Genomic DNA, 14,035 nt, shown 5'->3' with positions numbered 1-14,035 from the left:
GGATCGGTACGCTGCCGGGCATGGGATGGTTCAGCCGGGACAGGTGGAACGCCGAGCACGCGGTGTTCGCCGCGGCCGCGACGGCGACGGTCGTGGGCGGCGTGCTCGGGAACGAGCGGCTGCAGCGGGTCGCCAAGCCGCTGATCGGGCCGTCGCTGGCGGTCCGGGTGCTGCGGCACGCCCCGCACACCGACCGGTCGGACACCGCCCTGCTGCTGCTCGCCTTGACCGGCGCGACCGTCGGCGACGTGTTCATGATCGACCCGGACGACGACGCGCGGCTGCTGCGCGGTGCGTCCTCGTTCGCCGTGATGCAGGTCTGCTACTCGGCGCTGCTGGCCCGTCGCGGGGCCCGTCCGACCCGGTCGGCGGCGGTGCCGCGGGCCGTCGCGGCGCTCGGAGCCGCCGGCCTGCTCGGCGTGAAGGCGCCCCGGGTGGCGGCCCCGTTGACGGGCTACGGTGCGCTGCTCGGGACCACCGCGACACTCGCCGCGGACCCGTCGCTCGCCCCCGGCGCCCGCCGGCTGGCCGACCTGCCGATCCCGGGCCGGGACCGGCGCAGCTGGCTGGGGCTCGGCGGCCTGGTGTTCACGCTCTCCGACGGCACCATCGTCGCGCGGCGGGTGCTGTTGCGCTCGGAGCGGGCGCGCGCCGCGGCGGAGGGGTTCGTGCTCGCGACCTACGCGCTGGCCCAGCTGCTCCTCGTCGAAGGCAAGCTCGCGCTCGGGCGGGAGGGCGCCGTCGCGCCCCGGCTGTCCGCGTAGGCGACGGACACACCGGTCGCCTACGGGCAGAGGACGATGCGGTCCCGGTCGCGCGGGTCGACGCGGATGCCCACGACCCGGCCCGGCTCGAACCGGTCGAGATCCTCGCGGGCGACCTCGTAGAGCACCCGTCCGTGGTACGGCTCGGAACCCGGCACCGTCAGATCGAGATCCAGCTCGGTGAGCTCGCCGTTGTCCACGGTGTGCCCGAGGTGCCGGGCCGAGGTGATGGTCGCCCAGCCCTCGAGGCCGCGGCGGGCGAGACGGCGGTCGGCGCGCGACGGCCGCCCGGCGAGGATCATGGCGATGCCCAGCGCCGAGCCGTACGCGGCCAGCAGGAACATGATCTGGTAGGGGACGGTGCCCTCGGGAGAGCTGCCGACGAACAGCCCCAGCCACAGGGCCAGGACGACGAGATATCCGGCGGTGACGAACGCGACGGCACGAACGACTCGAACGTGGCTCATTGCTCCTCCGATGCCAGGATAGTCCGTGACCTGCGCCACGTTCGGCGTCGCTACGCTGCACTCATGAATTCGCCCACTGCCTTCGTCACCGGTGCCGCCGCGGGGATCGGCCGCGCCACCGCCCTGCTCCTCGCCCGCCGTGGCTACCGGGTCGCCGCCGTCGACGTCGATGCCGCGGGCCTCGAGGCGCTCGCCGCGGAGCAACCCGGCATCGTCACCGCGGTCCTCGACGTCACCGACGCGGCGGGCTGGGAACGCACACTGAAGGCGTTCTGCGCCGACGGCACGCTGGACCTGCTCGTCAACAACGCGGGTGTCCTGGCCTCGGGTCCGTTCGAGACGACCCCGCTCGCGCGGCACCGGCAGATGGTCGACGTCAACGTCGCCGGGACGATCACCGGCTGCCACAGCGCGTTCGAGTACCTGCGCCGCACGCCCGGCGCCCAGGTGGTCAACCTGTGCTCGGCGTCGGCGCTGTACGGGCAGCCGGAGCTCGCCACCTACAGCGCCACCAAGTTCGCCGTGCGCGGGCTGACCGAGGCCCTCGATCTGGAATGGGCTCCGCACGACATCCGGGTGGTCGCGATGTGGCCGCTGTTCGTCGAGACGGCGATGACCCGGGACATGAACATCGGTGCGTCGCGGCGGCTGGGGATCCGGCTCGACGCCGACGACGTCGCGCGGGCGCTGTACGACCTGACCCGTCCGGGCCGGCGGGCGGCCGGTGTCCACCACACCGTGGGCTGGCAGGCGAAGGCGTTCGCCGCCTTCGCCCAGGTCACGCCCGCCCGGCTCAATCGCCTGGTCAACCGGTGGGTGACCGGCAGCTGACGCGGTCTCGCTAGAGTGGCGGACGGATCAGCGACGGAAGGGAGTCGGGTGAACGTGCGTCGGATGTCGTCGATCGGTGCGGCCGTGGTGGCGGTGCTGGCACTGGCCGGGTGCGGAGGTTCGTCGGAGGGGGTGGAGCAGCCGGCTGCCGCGTCGTCGTCGAGCGCGGCCGTCACGACCACCACCACGGTGGCACCCGCCCCGACGACCACCGAGCCCACCTCGACCACCCCGGTCCCCGAGAGCGCCCCGGCAGGGCCCGAGAGCGCTGCGGCGGCGCCGGCCGACGTGCAGTACGAGCGCAACGAGTCGTACTACTTCACCAGCCCCGACGGCGGGTTCCGGTGCGGGATCGTCAAACTCCCCTCCCGCACCGAGGCGGGCTGCGAGGGCGTCACGGATCCGGTGCCGCCTCGGCCCGAGAACTGCATGGTCAACTGGGGCAACGGTATTCGCGTGCAGGACGCGGGGCCCGCGGAGTTCATGTGTTCGGGTGGGTCGGTCTACACCTCCGGCGGCGACGACCCGGTCCTGCCGAGCGGATCGACGTTGAGCAAGCTCGGCTACACGTGCGAGACCACCGCCGCCGACGTCTCCTGCGTCAACGACGCCACCGGGCACGGCTTCACGATCGCTGCCGCCTCGAACACGACGTTCTGACCGTGCATCTCGACGACGTTGCCGGTCCCACCGAGTGGGGCGAGCACCCGCACGGGTACGGTCCGTGGGTCGAGGAGTACGGCACCGAGCCCCCGCGGGATCCGCGCTACGACCCGGAGCTGCTCGCCCACGGTGACCGGCGCAACGTCGTCGACGCGTACCGCTACTGGACGCGCGAGGCGATCGTCGCCGACATCGACACCCGCCGCCATCCGCTGCACGTGGCGATCGAGAATTTCGGGCACGACGCGAACATCGGCACCGTGGTGCGCACGGCGAACGCGTTCGCGGCGGCCGCCGTGCACATCGTCGGCCGCCGGCGCTGGAACCGTCGCGGCGCGATGGTGACCGACCGGTACCAGCATCTCGTGCACCATCCGGACGTCGACTCCCTTCTGGACTGGGCGGCCGGACAGGGACTGACGATCGTCGCGGTGGACAACACCCCCGGATCGGTGCCACTCGAGACCGCACGGCTGCCCCGCGCGTGCCTGCTGCTGTTCGGCCAGGAGGGCCCCGGTGTGACGGCGCGGGCGCGGGAGGTCGCCGCGACGACCGTGTCCATCGCCCAGTTCGGCTCGACCCGCAGCATCAACGCCGGCGTCGCCGCCGGGATCGCGATGCACGCCTGGATCCGGCAGCACGCCGACCTCGACCGCGCCTGGTGAGGAAACGTTCGACGAGGTGCGGCCGATAGGGGAAAGCTGGTAGCGGTAGCGACGGTGAGACGAGGTTGGCGACGACATGTCGGATTTGTGGGCCGAGCGGGCGGATCTCGCGGAGGCTGCAGTCACGTCGCGGCACGTGCGGCGGTTGTGGGCGTTGCCCGGCACCGCGATCGGAGTCGTCGGATGGCCGGCGGTGCGCCGCGAACGACTCTTCCTCACCTGGCACTACTGGTGGCAGGCGCACCTGATCGATCTCGCGGTCGACGCCGCCGAGCGGGAGGCGACGCCGCGGCGCCGGCGCCGGGTGGTGCGGCTGACGCGCTCGCACCGGATTCGCAACCTTCTCGGCTGGACCAACAACTACTTCGACGACATGGCCTGGCTCGGCCTCGCTCTCGAGCGCGCGCAGCGGCACCTCTACGTCGACCGCCGCGACGCCATCGCCGTCCTCGAGCGCGAACTGTTCGAGGCGTGGGCCCCCGAGCGGGGCGGGGGCATCCCCTGGCGGCGCCGCGACGACTTCTACAACACCCCGGCCAACGGCCCGGCGGGGCTGCTGCTCGCCCGCACCGGCAAGCTGCTGCGGGCCCAGGAGATGGCGGACTGGATCCACGAGACGCTGCGTGATCCGGAGACCGGCCTGATCTTCGACGGGATCCGCGGTGGCCGGGTCGAGCGCGCGGTCTACACGTACTGCCAGGGCGTCGTGCTCGGGCTGGAGACCGAGCTGGCGGTGCGGATGGGCGAGCCGCGGCACCGGGAGCGGGTGCACGCCCTCGTCGAGGCCGTGGACACCCAGTTGGCGGACCGTGGGGTGATCACCGGCGGGGGCGGTGGGGACGGGGGACTGTTCAACGGCATCCTCGTCCGGTATCTGGCGATGGTCGCGACGACGCTGCCGGTGGTCGACGTGGAGGACGAACGCGCGCGCCGGCTCGCCGCGCGGATCGTGCTCGCGTCCGCGCAGGCCGCGTGGGCGAACCGCCTGCAGATCGAGGGGCTGCCGTTGTTCGGGCGGGACTGGTCCGTGCAGGCCCGGCTGCCCGGCACGGCACCCGGGATCGCGCGTTTCTCCGGCGGCACGGTGCGCAGCTCGGGCGTGGCGGAGCGGGACCTGTCGGTGCAGCTGAGCGGGTGGATGCTGATGGAATCGGCGTACGCCGTCGCCACCGAGCGGGCGCCGGGACCGAGTTCTGCGCGACCCGACGGCACCCATTTTGAAAACGGTTATCGATAACGGTTATCGTCGACGGCATGACCGCCGCGACCCCACTGCCCGTCACCGTGCTCTCCGGCTTCCTCGGCGCGGGCAAGACCACGCTGCTCAACCACATCCTCGCCAACCGCGACGGTGCCCGCGTCGCGGTCGTCGTCAACGACATGAGCGAGATCAACATCGACGCCGCGCTCGTCGACGGCAGCCTCGACCGCACCACCGAGAAGCTCGTCGAGCTCACCAACGGCTGCATCTGCTGCACGCTCCGCGAGGACCTGATCGAGACGGTCGCGCGGCTCGCCCGGGAGAACCGGTTCGACCACCTCGTGATCGAGTCGACCGGCATCTCCGAGCCGATGCCCGTCGCCGCGACGTTCGACTGGGAGTTCGACGACGGCTTCCGCCTCGGGCAGCTCGCGCGCCTCGACACGATGGTCACCGTCGTCGACGCCACCACGTTCCTCGCCGAGCTCGCGCGCGGCGACCGACTCGACGAGCGCGATCTCGAGGCCGGCGAGGGCGACGAGCGCAGCATCTCCGACCTGCTCGTCGACCAGGTCGAATTCGCCGACGTGCTGCTGCTCAACAAGACGGACCTGGTGAGCGACGCCGTCGCCGGGGCCGTCGAGGCCACCCTGCGCCGGCTCAACCCGACGGCGCGGCTCCTGCGCACCGTCCACGGCGCCGTCCCGATCGGCGAGGTCGTCGGCACCGGACGCTACGACCCGGAGGCGGCGGCACTCGCCCCGGGCTGGGCCGAGGAACTCGCCGGCGGCCACACCCCGGAGACCGAGGAGTACGGCATCCGCAGCGTCGTCTACCGCGCCGATCGCCCCTTCGACCGCGCCCGGCTCGAGGCGGCCGTGGAGAATCTGCACGGGGTGCTGCGCAGCAAGGGCTTCTGCTGGTTCGCCGACGACCCGGACACCGCGGCGGTCTGGTCGCAGGCCGGCCCCGATCTGGTGCTCGAACCGGCCCAGCCGTGGTCCCGGACCGGCGAGACGCCGGGGCAGGAAATCGTCTTCATCGGCGTGCGCCTGGATCCGGACACTCCGCGCCGCATCCTGGACCCCGCCCTCGTCTGAACGCGCATCCCCACCCCTCCCGGACATCGACAGCGGGCTCAGTCGATGGCCTCAGTCGATGGCCTCAGGCGATGGCCTCAGGCGATGGCCTCAGGCGATGGCCGCGGGCGTGCAGGCCGTGTCGACCGGGGCAGCCGGCCGCTCAGTCGGGGTCGACGTCCGCGATCTCCACGTCCACTGCCGGCCGCGCCATCTCGATCCGGTACTGCCGAACGCCGAGCACCGTGCCCACGACGAGGACGGCGGCCATCACGGCGAGGACCGTCGGCAGCAGCCACGAGACCCGCTCGAGGTACTCGCCGAAGTAGAACCCGACGAGCAGCAGCACCGGTGCCCACAGGATCGCGCCGATCGTGGACGCGATCGTGTAGCGGGTGTGGTTCATCCGCGCGGCCCCGGCCACCAGCGGAGACAGCGTCCGCACCCACGGAATCCAGCGGGCGATCAGCACCGCCCAGAACCCGTACCGGTCGAGGAGGACATTGACCTTCCGCAGGTTGGCCGCGTTGAGGTATCGGCCGTTGCGGCGGGCGATGAGGTGGTGACCACGCCGGTGGCCGATCACGTATCCCACCTGGTTCCCGGCGATCGCGGCCACCATCGCCCCGACCGACAGGGCCCACACCTGCGCCGCACCGGAATGGTGGGCGGCCAGCACGACGCCGGCGGTCAGCAGCATGGAGTCCCCGGGCAGGAACAGGCCGAGGATGATGGCGCATTCCACGAACACGAACGTCACGACGACGAGCCACACCAGGGCGGGCCCGGCGGTTTCGAGCGGACCGAAGGTCTCCGCGGCGAGAATCATGGAGGACGCGTTCGCGCGCGTGCTCAGGGCGTGGTGTCGCGACGCGTCGTCGGCACCGGCACCGTGTCGGCAGTGGCGTCGGCCTCGTCGGCAGTGGCGTCGGCCTCGTCGGCAGTGGCGTCGGCCTCGACGACGGCGGCGGCCCTGCGCTTGGCGATCAGGTGCTTGCCGACCTCGAGGATGATCGGGACGACGGAGGCGAACACGATCAGCAGGAAGATGATGTCGATGTTGTCGCGGATGATGGTGATCTGACCGAGCAGGTAGCCCAGCAGCGTCACGCCGGCGCCCCACAGGATGCCGCCCACGATGTTGTAGGTGAGGAACACCGGGTACTTCATGCGGGACGCGCCCGCGACCACCGGCGCGAAGGTGCGCACGATGGGCACGAACCGGGCGAGGACGATCGTGATCGGACCGTGCCGCTGGAAGAAGTCCTCGGACTGGTCGATGTAGCCCTTGTTGAAGATCTTCGAGTCGTAGCTCTTGAACAGGCGCGTACCGCCCTTGGCACCGATCCAGTAGCCCACCTGGTCGCCCAGAATCGCCGCGATCGGGATCGTCACCATCAGCACCCACAGCGGTGCGAACGGCGGGATCTCCTCGGACTTCGAGGCGGCGATCAGACCGGCGGTGAAGAGCAGCGAGTCGCCCGGCAGCAACGGGAACAGCAGACCCGACTCGATGAACACCACGAGCAGCAGGCCGATGAGCACCCAGGTGCCGAAGGAGTTGAGCAGATTCACCGGGTCCAGGAATCCCGGCAGTAACGCCAGATTCGTCACGGTCTCCGGGACGACGGTCACGGACTCCAGTCCTCCGAGCACACTCACGGCCACCAGAGTACCGGTGGGAGGCCGGTGACCCGAATCATGGCGGGCACCCGACTGTGTCCCCGCGCCGACAGTTGACATACTGCAGGGACAACCCTGGAGCCCTCCCGCACCCCCGGGAAGGCACCCATCGACTCTCATCTGGAGGACAGCCGCCGTGCCAATCGCGACTCCCGAGGTCTATGCCGAGATGATCGCCCGCGCCAAGGACCACTCCTTCGCGTTCCCGGCCATCAACTGCACCTCGTCCGAAACCATCAACGCCGCGATCAAGGGCTTCGCGGACGCCGGCAGCGACGGCATCATCCAGTTCTCGACGGGTGGCGCCGAGTTCGGCTCCGGCCTCGGTGTCAAGGACATGGTGACCGGCGCCGTCGCGCTCGCCGAATTCGCACACGTCATCGCCGCGAAGTACGACGTCACCATCGCGCTGCACACCGACCACTGCCCGAAGGACAAGCTGGACGGGTTCGTGCGCCCGCTGCTCGCCATCTCACAGGAGCGGGTGAAGAACGGCGAGAACCCGCTGTTCCAGTCGCACATGTGGGACGGGTCGGCCATCCCGATCGACGAGAACCTGCAGATCGCCCAGGAACTGCTCGCGCTGTCCAAGGACGCGAACATCATCCTCGAGGTCGAGATCGGCGTCGTCGGCGGTGAAGAGGACGGCGTGGAGAACGCCATCAACGAGAAGCTGTACACCTCGATCGAGGACTTCGAGAAGACGGTCGACGCGCTCGGCGCCGGCGAGAAGGGCAAGTACCTGCTCGCCGCGACGTTCGGCAACGTCCACGGCGTCTACAAGCCGGGCAACGTCAAGCTCAAGCCGTCCGTGCTGGCCGACGGCCAGGCCGCCGCGTCGAAGAAGCTGGGCCTGGCGGCCGGCTCGAAGCCGTTCGACCTGGTCTTCCACGGCGGTTCCGGCTCGCTGAAGTCCGAGATCGACGAGGCGCTCAGCTACGGCGTGGTGAAGATGAACGTCGACACCGACACCCAGTACGCGTTCACCCGTCCGATCGCCGGGCACATGTTCGCCAACTACGACGGTGTGCTGAAGATCGACGGCGAGGTCGGCAACAAGAAGACCTACGATCCGCGCAGCTACCTGAAGAAGGCCGAGGCGTCGATGACCGCTCGGGTCGTCGAGGCCTGCAACGACCTCAAGTCCGCGGGCCGCTCGGTGTCCGCCGGCTGATCGATCCCGCGCAGTCGTCCGACGCGAGCGGTGACGCGGGCCCGGCCCGCGGCACCGCTCGCGTCGTTTCGTTCTGCCTCTACCGTTCGCCCTCTACCGTTCGTCGCGGATCATTCGCCGCAGACCTTCCAGTCCTCCCCCTCGCGGGCCAGGTCGAAGGTGCGCTGGGTGACGTCGGTCGGCGTCCCGGCGGGGTGCGCCGTGACCTGTGCGATGGCCTGGCCGTCGGTGATCTGCACCTTGTCGACGCCGGTGACGACGGGCACGGTGCCCTGGTCGACGGCGGTGCGGTGGATGTCCGCGAACTGCTCGGGCGGTACCGAGGCGTAGAACTCCTGCAGTCCGCCGCACGTCGTGGTGCGCAGCGTCGTCAGGTCGCCGGCGGCGAGCGCACCGACGAAGGTCTCGACGGTGGCGCGGATCCGGGCCTCCGGCGAGTTCGCCGCCCGGTCGTCCAGGTAGACCTTCACGGCCGCGGCCGCCACTGCGGCGACGACGAGCAGTCCCGCGACGAGCGCGGCGATCACCCAGCCTCGCCGGCCCCGCCTGCCGGGTGCGACGGGGTCGATGCGCTGCGGCCCCGGGACCGGCTGGGCGCGCTGGGGTTGGACGCGCTGTGGTTCGGTGCGCCGGGGTTCGATGCGCTGGGGCTCCACCCGCCGGGCCTCGGCACGGTGCGGTTCCGGCCCCGCCGGCGGGACCCGCTGCGGTTCGGCGCGTTGGGGAACGATCCGCTGCGGCGCCTGCTTGGGGGTGTGCGTGGTGACGGCGATGCGGGCGGTGGGCGCGTCGGCGGGGGAGGGGGCCGGTTCGGCGCGCCGCGCGGCCGGGATGGCCACGGTCTCCGCCTCGCTCGCCGAGGCCGGCTCGTCCGCGGCGCGGTCGGCGGGACCCGTGGCCGGTGTGCCGCCTTGCGGGCCTGCGTGCGGTGCCGGGCCCTCGGCGTCGCCGGGCGCTGTGGAGGAACGGGGGTTGTCCGTGGCCGGTGTGCCGCCTTGCGGGCCTGCGTGCGGTGCCGGGCCCTCGGCGTCGCCGGGCGCTGCGGAGGAATCGGGTGCGCCCGTCGCCGGATCGGGGGACGTGGTGGTGTCTTCGTTCTTCGGATCCGGCACGCGATCCCCCTTGCTGAGCGGACGGCTGTTCTCCCGGGCAGCCTAACGACCGTCGTCCCGCGGTGGGCACAATGGTGGCCATGACGTCTTTCGGTGATCTTCTCGGACCCCAACCCACCCTGCTGCCCGGCGACGACGAGGCGGAATCGGCGCTGCTGAACCGCGAGGATCCGGCGAAGGTGGCAGCCGACCACCCCACCGCGTCGATCGCGTGGGCCTACCTGGCCGAAGCCGCCCTCGAGCGCGGCGAGACGATCGCGGCCTACGCCTACGCCCGCACCGGCTACCACCGCGGTCTCGACCAGCTGCGCCGCAACGGCTGGAAGGGCTTCGGTCCCGTGCCGTACGAGCACGAACCCAACCGGGGTTTCCTGCGGTGCGTCGCCACGCTGGCCCGCGCCGCGAAGGAGATCGGCGAGGCCGACGAGCACGCCCGCTGCCTCGACCTGCTCGAGGACTGCGATCCCCGCGCCGCCGAAGCGCTTGGCGTCGATTAGTCCCCGGCTGCCCACCAGGGACGGCGTCCGCCGGCGGCTGCGTGCGTCGGGGCGCCGGCTGCGGTCCTCGGCGCTGCCCATCCTGCAGTGCGCGCTCGCGGCGGGCATCGCCTGGTGGGTGGCGACGGGACCGGTCGGACACGAGCAGCCGTTCTTCGCGCCCATCGCGGCGGTCGTGTCGCTGGGGCTGTCGCTGGGGGCGCGGATGCGCCGGTCGGTCGAACTCGTCTGCGGGGTCACCGTGGGCATCGGCATCGGCGACCTGATCATCTCGTTCATCGGCAGCGGTCCGTGGCAGATCGCACTCGTCGTCGCGATGGCGATGGGCACGGCGGTGGCCCTGAACAGCGGTCCGATCTTCTCCATGCAGGCCGGGAACTCGGCGGTGCTCGTGGCGACCCTGATCCCGCCCGGCGGGTCCGGGGGCGTCGACCGCATGGTCGACGCCCTCGTCGGCGGCCTGGTCGGCATCGCCGTCGTCGCCGTGATTCCCACGCATCCGGTTCGCCGGGCGCGCCGGGAGGCGGCGAACGTGCTGGCCACGGCGGCGGACGTGCTGCGCAAGGTCGAGACCGGCCTGGTCGAGAACAACCCGAAGCCGATCGAGGCGGCCCTGCGCGAGGCCCGGGCCACGCAGTCGGCGATCGACGCGATGCGCACCAACATCTCCGGCGGCAAGGAGATCAGCCGCATCTCGCCGCTGTACTGGAACAGCCGGCCGCGGCTCGAACGGCTCACGGCCGCGGCGGACCCGATCGACAACGCCATGCGCAACACGCGCGTGCTGGCGCGCCGGTCGCTCTCGCTCGTGCGCGACGACGAGATCCTCGATCCGCGGCTGGTGCGGCGCATCGACGAACTGGCCGACGCGGTGGACGTGCTGAAGGCGATGGTCCTCGCCGAGCCGGGGGAGAAGCCGGACCAGGCGGAGGCGGCCCGGGTGCTGCGGAGTGTGGCCCGGGAGATGAAGCCGGACCAGGTGCAGGGTGCGGGTCTGTCGGCCACGGTGGTGTTCGCGCAGATCCGCTCGCTGATCGTGGACCTGCTCCAGGTGGCGGGGCTGAAACGGATCTCGGCGATCGCGACCCTGCCCCCGACCGTGGAGCATCCGGCGTATCCGCCCGAGTCCTGACATCCACCCCTCCGTTGAACATATGCGTATGTCTGCATATGATGGCCGAAACTTCGGAGGGAGGATCATGGGGGTCGGACACGGTCATTCGCACGGTCACGCCGGAGCCGGTGCGCCCGGCGAGGCGGGGCCGTCGCGGGGGCGGCTGCGGCGGATGGCGATCGCCCTCGCGATCCTGGTGGCGTTCCTGCTCCTCGAAGCCGGCGTCGCCCTGTGGATCGACTCGCTCGCCCTGCTCGCCGACGCCGGCCACATGCTCACCGACGTGGTGGGCATGTCCATGGGGATGGCCGCCCTGATCCTCGCGCGGCGCGGGAGCACCGCCGCCGCCCGCACCTTCGGCTGGCACCGTGCCGAGGTGCTCGCCGCGATGGCGAACGCCGCACTCCTGCTCGCCGTGGCGGTCTGGGTGTTCTACGAAGCGATCCACCGCATCGGCGACGCCCCCGACATCCCCGGCACGGCCCTCGTGCTCACCGCGACGGCCGGTCTGGCCGCCAACCTCGTCGTGATGCTGCTCCTGCGCGCCGATGCCAAGGACAGTCTCGCGGTCCGCGGTGCCTACCTCGAGGTCCTCGCCGACGCGGTCGGAAGCGTCGGCGTCCTCGTCGCCGGCGCCCTGGTCCTGCTGTTCGACTGGACCCTCGCCGACATCGTCGTCGGCGTCCTCATCTCGCTGTGGGTGGTGCCGCGGGCGGTGCGGCTGGCCGCGGCGTCGCTGCGCATCCTCACCCAGGCGTCGCCCGCACACCTCGACGTCGACGGGGTCCGCGCCGACCTGTCCGCCCTGCCCGGCGTCACCGGCGTCCACGACCTGCACGTGTGGACCCTGACGACCGGGATGGACGTCGCCACGGTGCACCTGATCAGCGACCACGACCCGCAGTGGGTGCTCGAATCGGCCCGCGCCGTCCTCACCTCGCACGGGCTCGAGCACGCCACCGTGCAGGTCGAGACGACCGTCAACGGGCGGCGCTGCGAGGAGAACGTCACCTGGTAACGCGGCTCAGTCCAGCCGCAGCGACCACCGGCCCGACCGTCCGTGCAGCCGGACCCGGGCGAGCGGACGCACGTCGATCCGCCAGAACGACCGCGGTCCCGCGCCCAGTGCGTACCCGGTCGCGGCGCGGATCACCGCGGGGTGGGTCACCGCGACGACCCGTCCCGGCGCCAGCTCGTCGAGCCATCCCGCCACCCGGTCACCCAGCGCCGCGACGGATTCGCCGCCGTGCGGTGCCGCGTGCGGATCGGTCAGCCACTCGTGCAGACCCGCGGCCGGCACCTCGTCCATGGCCAGCCCCGCCCAGTCGCCGTAGTCCAGGTCCCGCAGCGCGGGATCGACACCGGCCGTCGCGCCCAGCGCGGCCGCGGTCTCGGTGGTGCGGCGCTCCGGCGCCACGACGACGCGGTCGGCCACCGGCGCCACCACGCGCCCGAGTTCGCGCCTGCCGCGCTGCGACAGCGGCTCGTCGGCGGGGAACCGGACGGCGCGTTGCGCCTCCGTCGAGGCGTGGGCCAGGAGGGTGAGACGAACCACGGCGTCATCGAACCACACCCCGCGCGTTCGCCTTGACAGGGGAAGGCGGGGGTGCGAATGTTCCTTCGTTACCCGTGCCGAGGTGCAGGCAATCCGGTGCAAGTCCGGAGCGGTCGCGCCACTGTGACCGGACGTGACGTCCGGGAGTCAGAAAACTCCCTCGGTGCAAGAACTTTCGACGGGACGCGTTATCCCAGGAGGATACTTTGGCTACTGTCCACACCCCCGAGTCCACGATGGGTTCGGCAGCGCTGGCTGCCGCGATCACCGCCGTCGTGCTGCTCGCCTTCGTCACCCTCTACCTGGTCGGGTTCGACCAGGGTGCCGTGTCGCGCACCGGCATGTTCATGCACGAACTGATGCACGACGGCCGGCACCTGCTCGGCCTGCCGTGTCACTGAGCGCGGGGGCCGTGTCACCGCACCCGGATGCCGCCGTCTCGGACAGCGTCCCACTGGCCGGTCCCTACACCCGGATCCTGCTGCGCGGCCTGCTCGCCGGTCTCCTCGCGGGCCTGCTCGCCGGCGCCGTCGCGTTCGTGATCGGCGAGCCGCACATCGAGGCCGCGATCGCGCTCGAGGAATCCGCCGCCGAACACGCCGCCACCGGCGCACACACCCACACGCACGAGGCCGGATCCGCCGGTCACAGCCACGGCGAGGACGCCCTCGTCGGCCGCACCGGGCAGAAGGCGGGCCTGATCCTCGCCACCACCCTCGGCGGGCTGGCGCTCGGTGCGCTGTACGCCTCGGTGCTGCACTTCGCGCGCCGCCACACCACGCTGTCGGGTCCGGTGCTCGGACTGCTCGGCGCCGGAGCCGGCTGGCTCGCGGTCGCGGCGGTGCCGTTCCTGAAGTACCCGGCCAATCCGCCCGCGGTGGGCGACCCGGACACCATCGACCAGCGCACGCTCCTGTGGGTCGCGACGGTCGTGCTCGGCCTCGTCGCGCTCGCGGTGGCGGTCGCCGTCGCGAAGGCCCTCGCCCGCCAGGAGATGCGCACCGTCCGGCTCGCAGGCCCGGTCCTGGCCTTCCTCGTCGTGGTGGGCCTCGGATATGCGGTGCTGCCGACGATCGACGAGGTCGGTGCCGGATTCCCGGCGACGCTGCTGTGGGACTTCCGCGTTGCGTCCGTGGTCATCCAGACCACATTGTGGTTCGCCCTGGGGGTGGCGTTCGCGTTCCTCACCGAACGCGCCGATCGGCGCGCACCCGTCCGCGTGGCGTAGCC

Annotated in this window: 17 protein-coding genes and 1 riboswitch; of the genes, 12 read left to right on the top strand and 5 right to left on the bottom strand. The window is 71.7% G+C overall.

The genetic code is table 11. From position 1 onward, the window contains the following. The first annotated feature begins 20 nt into the window (after positions 1-20). Entirely contained in the window at positions 21-764 is a 744-nt protein-coding gene (locus tag LZP97_RS14550) for a lysoplasmalogenase family protein (RefSeq protein ID WP_017680741.1), read from the top strand. Between the two features lie 20 nt (positions 765-784). Here the strand turns inward: LZP97_RS14550 and LZP97_RS14545 are convergent, their stop codons facing one another. Continuing rightward, complete coding sequence (locus tag LZP97_RS14545; protein WP_017680740.1) at positions 785-1,231, bottom strand: hypothetical protein; 447 nt, start codon at positions 1,229-1,231, stop codon at positions 785-787. A gap of 63 nt (positions 1,232-1,294) precedes the next feature. Here LZP97_RS14545 and LZP97_RS14540 point away from each other — a divergent pair, with 63 nt between their 5' ends. The 5 genes from LZP97_RS14540 (at position 1,295) to LZP97_RS14520 (ending at position 5,691) form a co-directional block, all read left to right on the top strand. Further along, a complete protein-coding gene (locus LZP97_RS14540; RefSeq protein ID WP_010593224.1) occupies positions 1,295-2,062 on the top strand; it encodes an SDR family oxidoreductase in 768 nt (255 codons plus the stop codon). 48 nt (positions 2,063-2,110) lie between these two features. Continuing rightward, positions 2,111-2,722 (top strand): hypothetical protein, encoded by a 612-nt coding sequence (locus LZP97_RS14535; protein WP_082170362.1) that lies wholly within the window; start codon positions 2,111-2,113, stop codon positions 2,720-2,722. 2 nt (positions 2,723-2,724) lie between these two features. Continuing rightward, the gene (locus LZP97_RS14530; RefSeq protein ID WP_017680738.1) at positions 2,725-3,390 is read left to right on the top strand and encodes a TrmH family RNA methyltransferase; all 666 of its coding nucleotides are present in this window, start codon (positions 2,725-2,727) and stop codon (positions 3,388-3,390) included. 76 nt (positions 3,391-3,466) lie between these two features. Continuing rightward, on the top strand, positions 3,467-4,627 hold the full coding sequence (locus tag LZP97_RS14525) for a glycoside hydrolase family 76 protein (protein WP_048772109.1): 1,161 nt from the start codon (positions 3,467-3,469) through the stop codon (positions 4,625-4,627). Between the two features lie 17 nt (positions 4,628-4,644). Next, on the top strand, positions 4,645-5,691 hold the full coding sequence (locus tag LZP97_RS14520; protein WP_010593219.1) for a GTP-binding protein: 1,047 nt from the start codon (positions 4,645-4,647) through the stop codon (positions 5,689-5,691). Positions 5,692-5,833: 142 nt separating this feature from the next. Here the strand turns inward: LZP97_RS14520 and LZP97_RS14515 are convergent, their stop codons facing one another. Continuing rightward, positions 5,834-6,499, bottom strand: a complete 666-nt coding sequence (locus LZP97_RS14515) for a DedA family protein (protein ID WP_010593218.1) — start codon at positions 6,497-6,499, stop codon at positions 5,834-5,836. 23 nt (positions 6,500-6,522) lie between these two features. Further along, positions 6,523-7,338, bottom strand: a complete 816-nt coding sequence (locus LZP97_RS14510) for a VTT domain-containing protein (RefSeq protein ID WP_048772111.1) — start codon at positions 7,336-7,338, stop codon at positions 6,523-6,525. Between the two features lie 151 nt (positions 7,339-7,489). On the opposite strand from LZP97_RS14510, the gene fbaA reads away from it, so the two are divergent. Beyond that, a complete protein-coding gene (fbaA, locus tag LZP97_RS14505) occupies positions 7,490-8,527 on the top strand; it encodes a class II fructose-bisphosphate aldolase (RefSeq protein ID WP_003938365.1) in 1,038 nt (345 codons plus the stop codon). A 110-nt stretch (positions 8,528-8,637) separates the two neighbouring features. Here fbaA and LZP97_RS14500 read toward each other — a convergent pair whose 3' ends face one another. After that, on the bottom strand, positions 8,638-9,639 hold the full coding sequence (locus tag LZP97_RS14500) for an Rv0361 family membrane protein (protein WP_048772115.1): 1,002 nt from the start codon (positions 9,637-9,639) through the stop codon (positions 8,638-8,640). 80 nt (positions 9,640-9,719) lie between these two features. Here LZP97_RS14500 and LZP97_RS14495 point away from each other — a divergent pair, with 80 nt between their 5' ends. The 3 genes from LZP97_RS14495 to LZP97_RS14485 all read left to right on the top strand — a co-directional run bounded on the left by LZP97_RS14495 (position 9,720) and on the right by LZP97_RS14485 (position 12,268). Then, positions 9,720-10,136 carry a DUF3151 domain-containing protein gene (locus LZP97_RS14495; protein WP_003938363.1) on the top strand — a complete coding sequence of 139 codons (417 nt, stop codon included), beginning with the start codon at positions 9,720-9,722 and terminating at the stop codon, positions 10,134-10,136. Next, positions 10,123-11,268 (top strand): FUSC family protein, encoded by a 1,146-nt coding sequence (locus LZP97_RS14490; protein WP_048772118.1) that lies wholly within the window; start codon positions 10,123-10,125, stop codon positions 11,266-11,268. The genes LZP97_RS14495 and LZP97_RS14490 overlap by 14 nt, the downstream gene beginning before the upstream one ends. 67 nt (positions 11,269-11,335) lie before the next feature. After that, entirely contained in the window at positions 11,336-12,268 is a 933-nt protein-coding gene (locus tag LZP97_RS14485) for a cation diffusion facilitator family transporter (protein WP_017680732.1), read from the top strand. 6 nt (positions 12,269-12,274) lie between these two features. On the opposite strand, the gene LZP97_RS14480 is transcribed toward LZP97_RS14485, so the two are convergent. Next, the gene (locus LZP97_RS14480) at positions 12,275-12,805 is read right to left on the bottom strand and encodes a histidine phosphatase family protein (RefSeq protein ID WP_234420105.1); all 531 of its coding nucleotides are present in this window, start codon (positions 12,803-12,805) and stop codon (positions 12,275-12,277) included. A gap of 63 nt (positions 12,806-12,868) precedes the next feature. Further along, positions 12,869-12,982: riboswitch (cobalamin riboswitch) on the top strand. A 59-nt stretch (positions 12,983-13,041) separates the two neighbouring features. Here LZP97_RS14480 and LZP97_RS14475 point away from each other — a divergent pair. Beyond that, complete coding sequence (locus LZP97_RS14475; RefSeq protein ID WP_003938359.1) at positions 13,042-13,206, top strand: CbtB domain-containing protein; 165 nt, start codon at positions 13,042-13,044, stop codon at positions 13,204-13,206. A gap of 11 nt (positions 13,207-13,217) precedes the next feature. Beyond that, on the top strand, positions 13,218-14,033 hold the full coding sequence (locus LZP97_RS14470) for a CbtA family protein (protein WP_010593212.1): 816 nt from the start codon (positions 13,218-13,220) through the stop codon (positions 14,031-14,033). The last annotated feature ends 2 nt before the right edge of the window (positions 14,034-14,035 follow it).

Source organism: Rhodococcus sp. DMF-1 (assembly GCF_021441945.1).
In the GTDB taxonomy this organism is placed as follows: Bacteria; Actinomycetota; Actinomycetes; order Mycobacteriales; family Mycobacteriaceae; genus Rhodococcus; species Rhodococcus ruber.
This window is presented reverse-complemented; position numbering and strand designations above follow the sequence as displayed.

Coding starts and splice junctions, on each gene's coding strand:
- LZP97_RS14550 (WP_017680741.1), top strand. CDS start 21: ATGGGATGGTTCAGCCGGGACAGGTGGAACGCCGAGCACGCGGTGTTC.
- LZP97_RS14525 (WP_048772109.1), top strand. CDS start 3,467: ATGTCGGATTTGTGGGCCGAGCGGGCGGATCTCGCGGAGGCTGCAGTC.
- LZP97_RS14545 (WP_017680740.1), bottom strand. CDS start 1,231: ATGAGCCACGTTCGAGTCGTTCGTGCCGTCGCGTTCGTCACCGCCGGA.
- LZP97_RS14540 (WP_010593224.1), top strand. CDS start 1,295: ATGAATTCGCCCACTGCCTTCGTCACCGGTGCCGCCGCGGGGATCGGC.
- LZP97_RS14485 (WP_017680732.1), top strand. CDS start 11,336: ATGGGGGTCGGACACGGTCATTCGCACGGTCACGCCGGAGCCGGTGCG.
- LZP97_RS14520 (WP_010593219.1), top strand. CDS start 4,645: ATGACCGCCGCGACCCCACTGCCCGTCACCGTGCTCTCCGGCTTCCTC.
- LZP97_RS14515 (WP_010593218.1), bottom strand. CDS start 6,499: ATGATTCTCGCCGCGGAGACCTTCGGTCCGCTCGAAACCGCCGGGCCC.
- LZP97_RS14495 (WP_003938363.1), top strand. CDS start 9,720: ATGACGTCTTTCGGTGATCTTCTCGGACCCCAACCCACCCTGCTGCCC.
- LZP97_RS14475 (WP_003938359.1), top strand. CDS start 13,042: ATGGGTTCGGCAGCGCTGGCTGCCGCGATCACCGCCGTCGTGCTGCTC.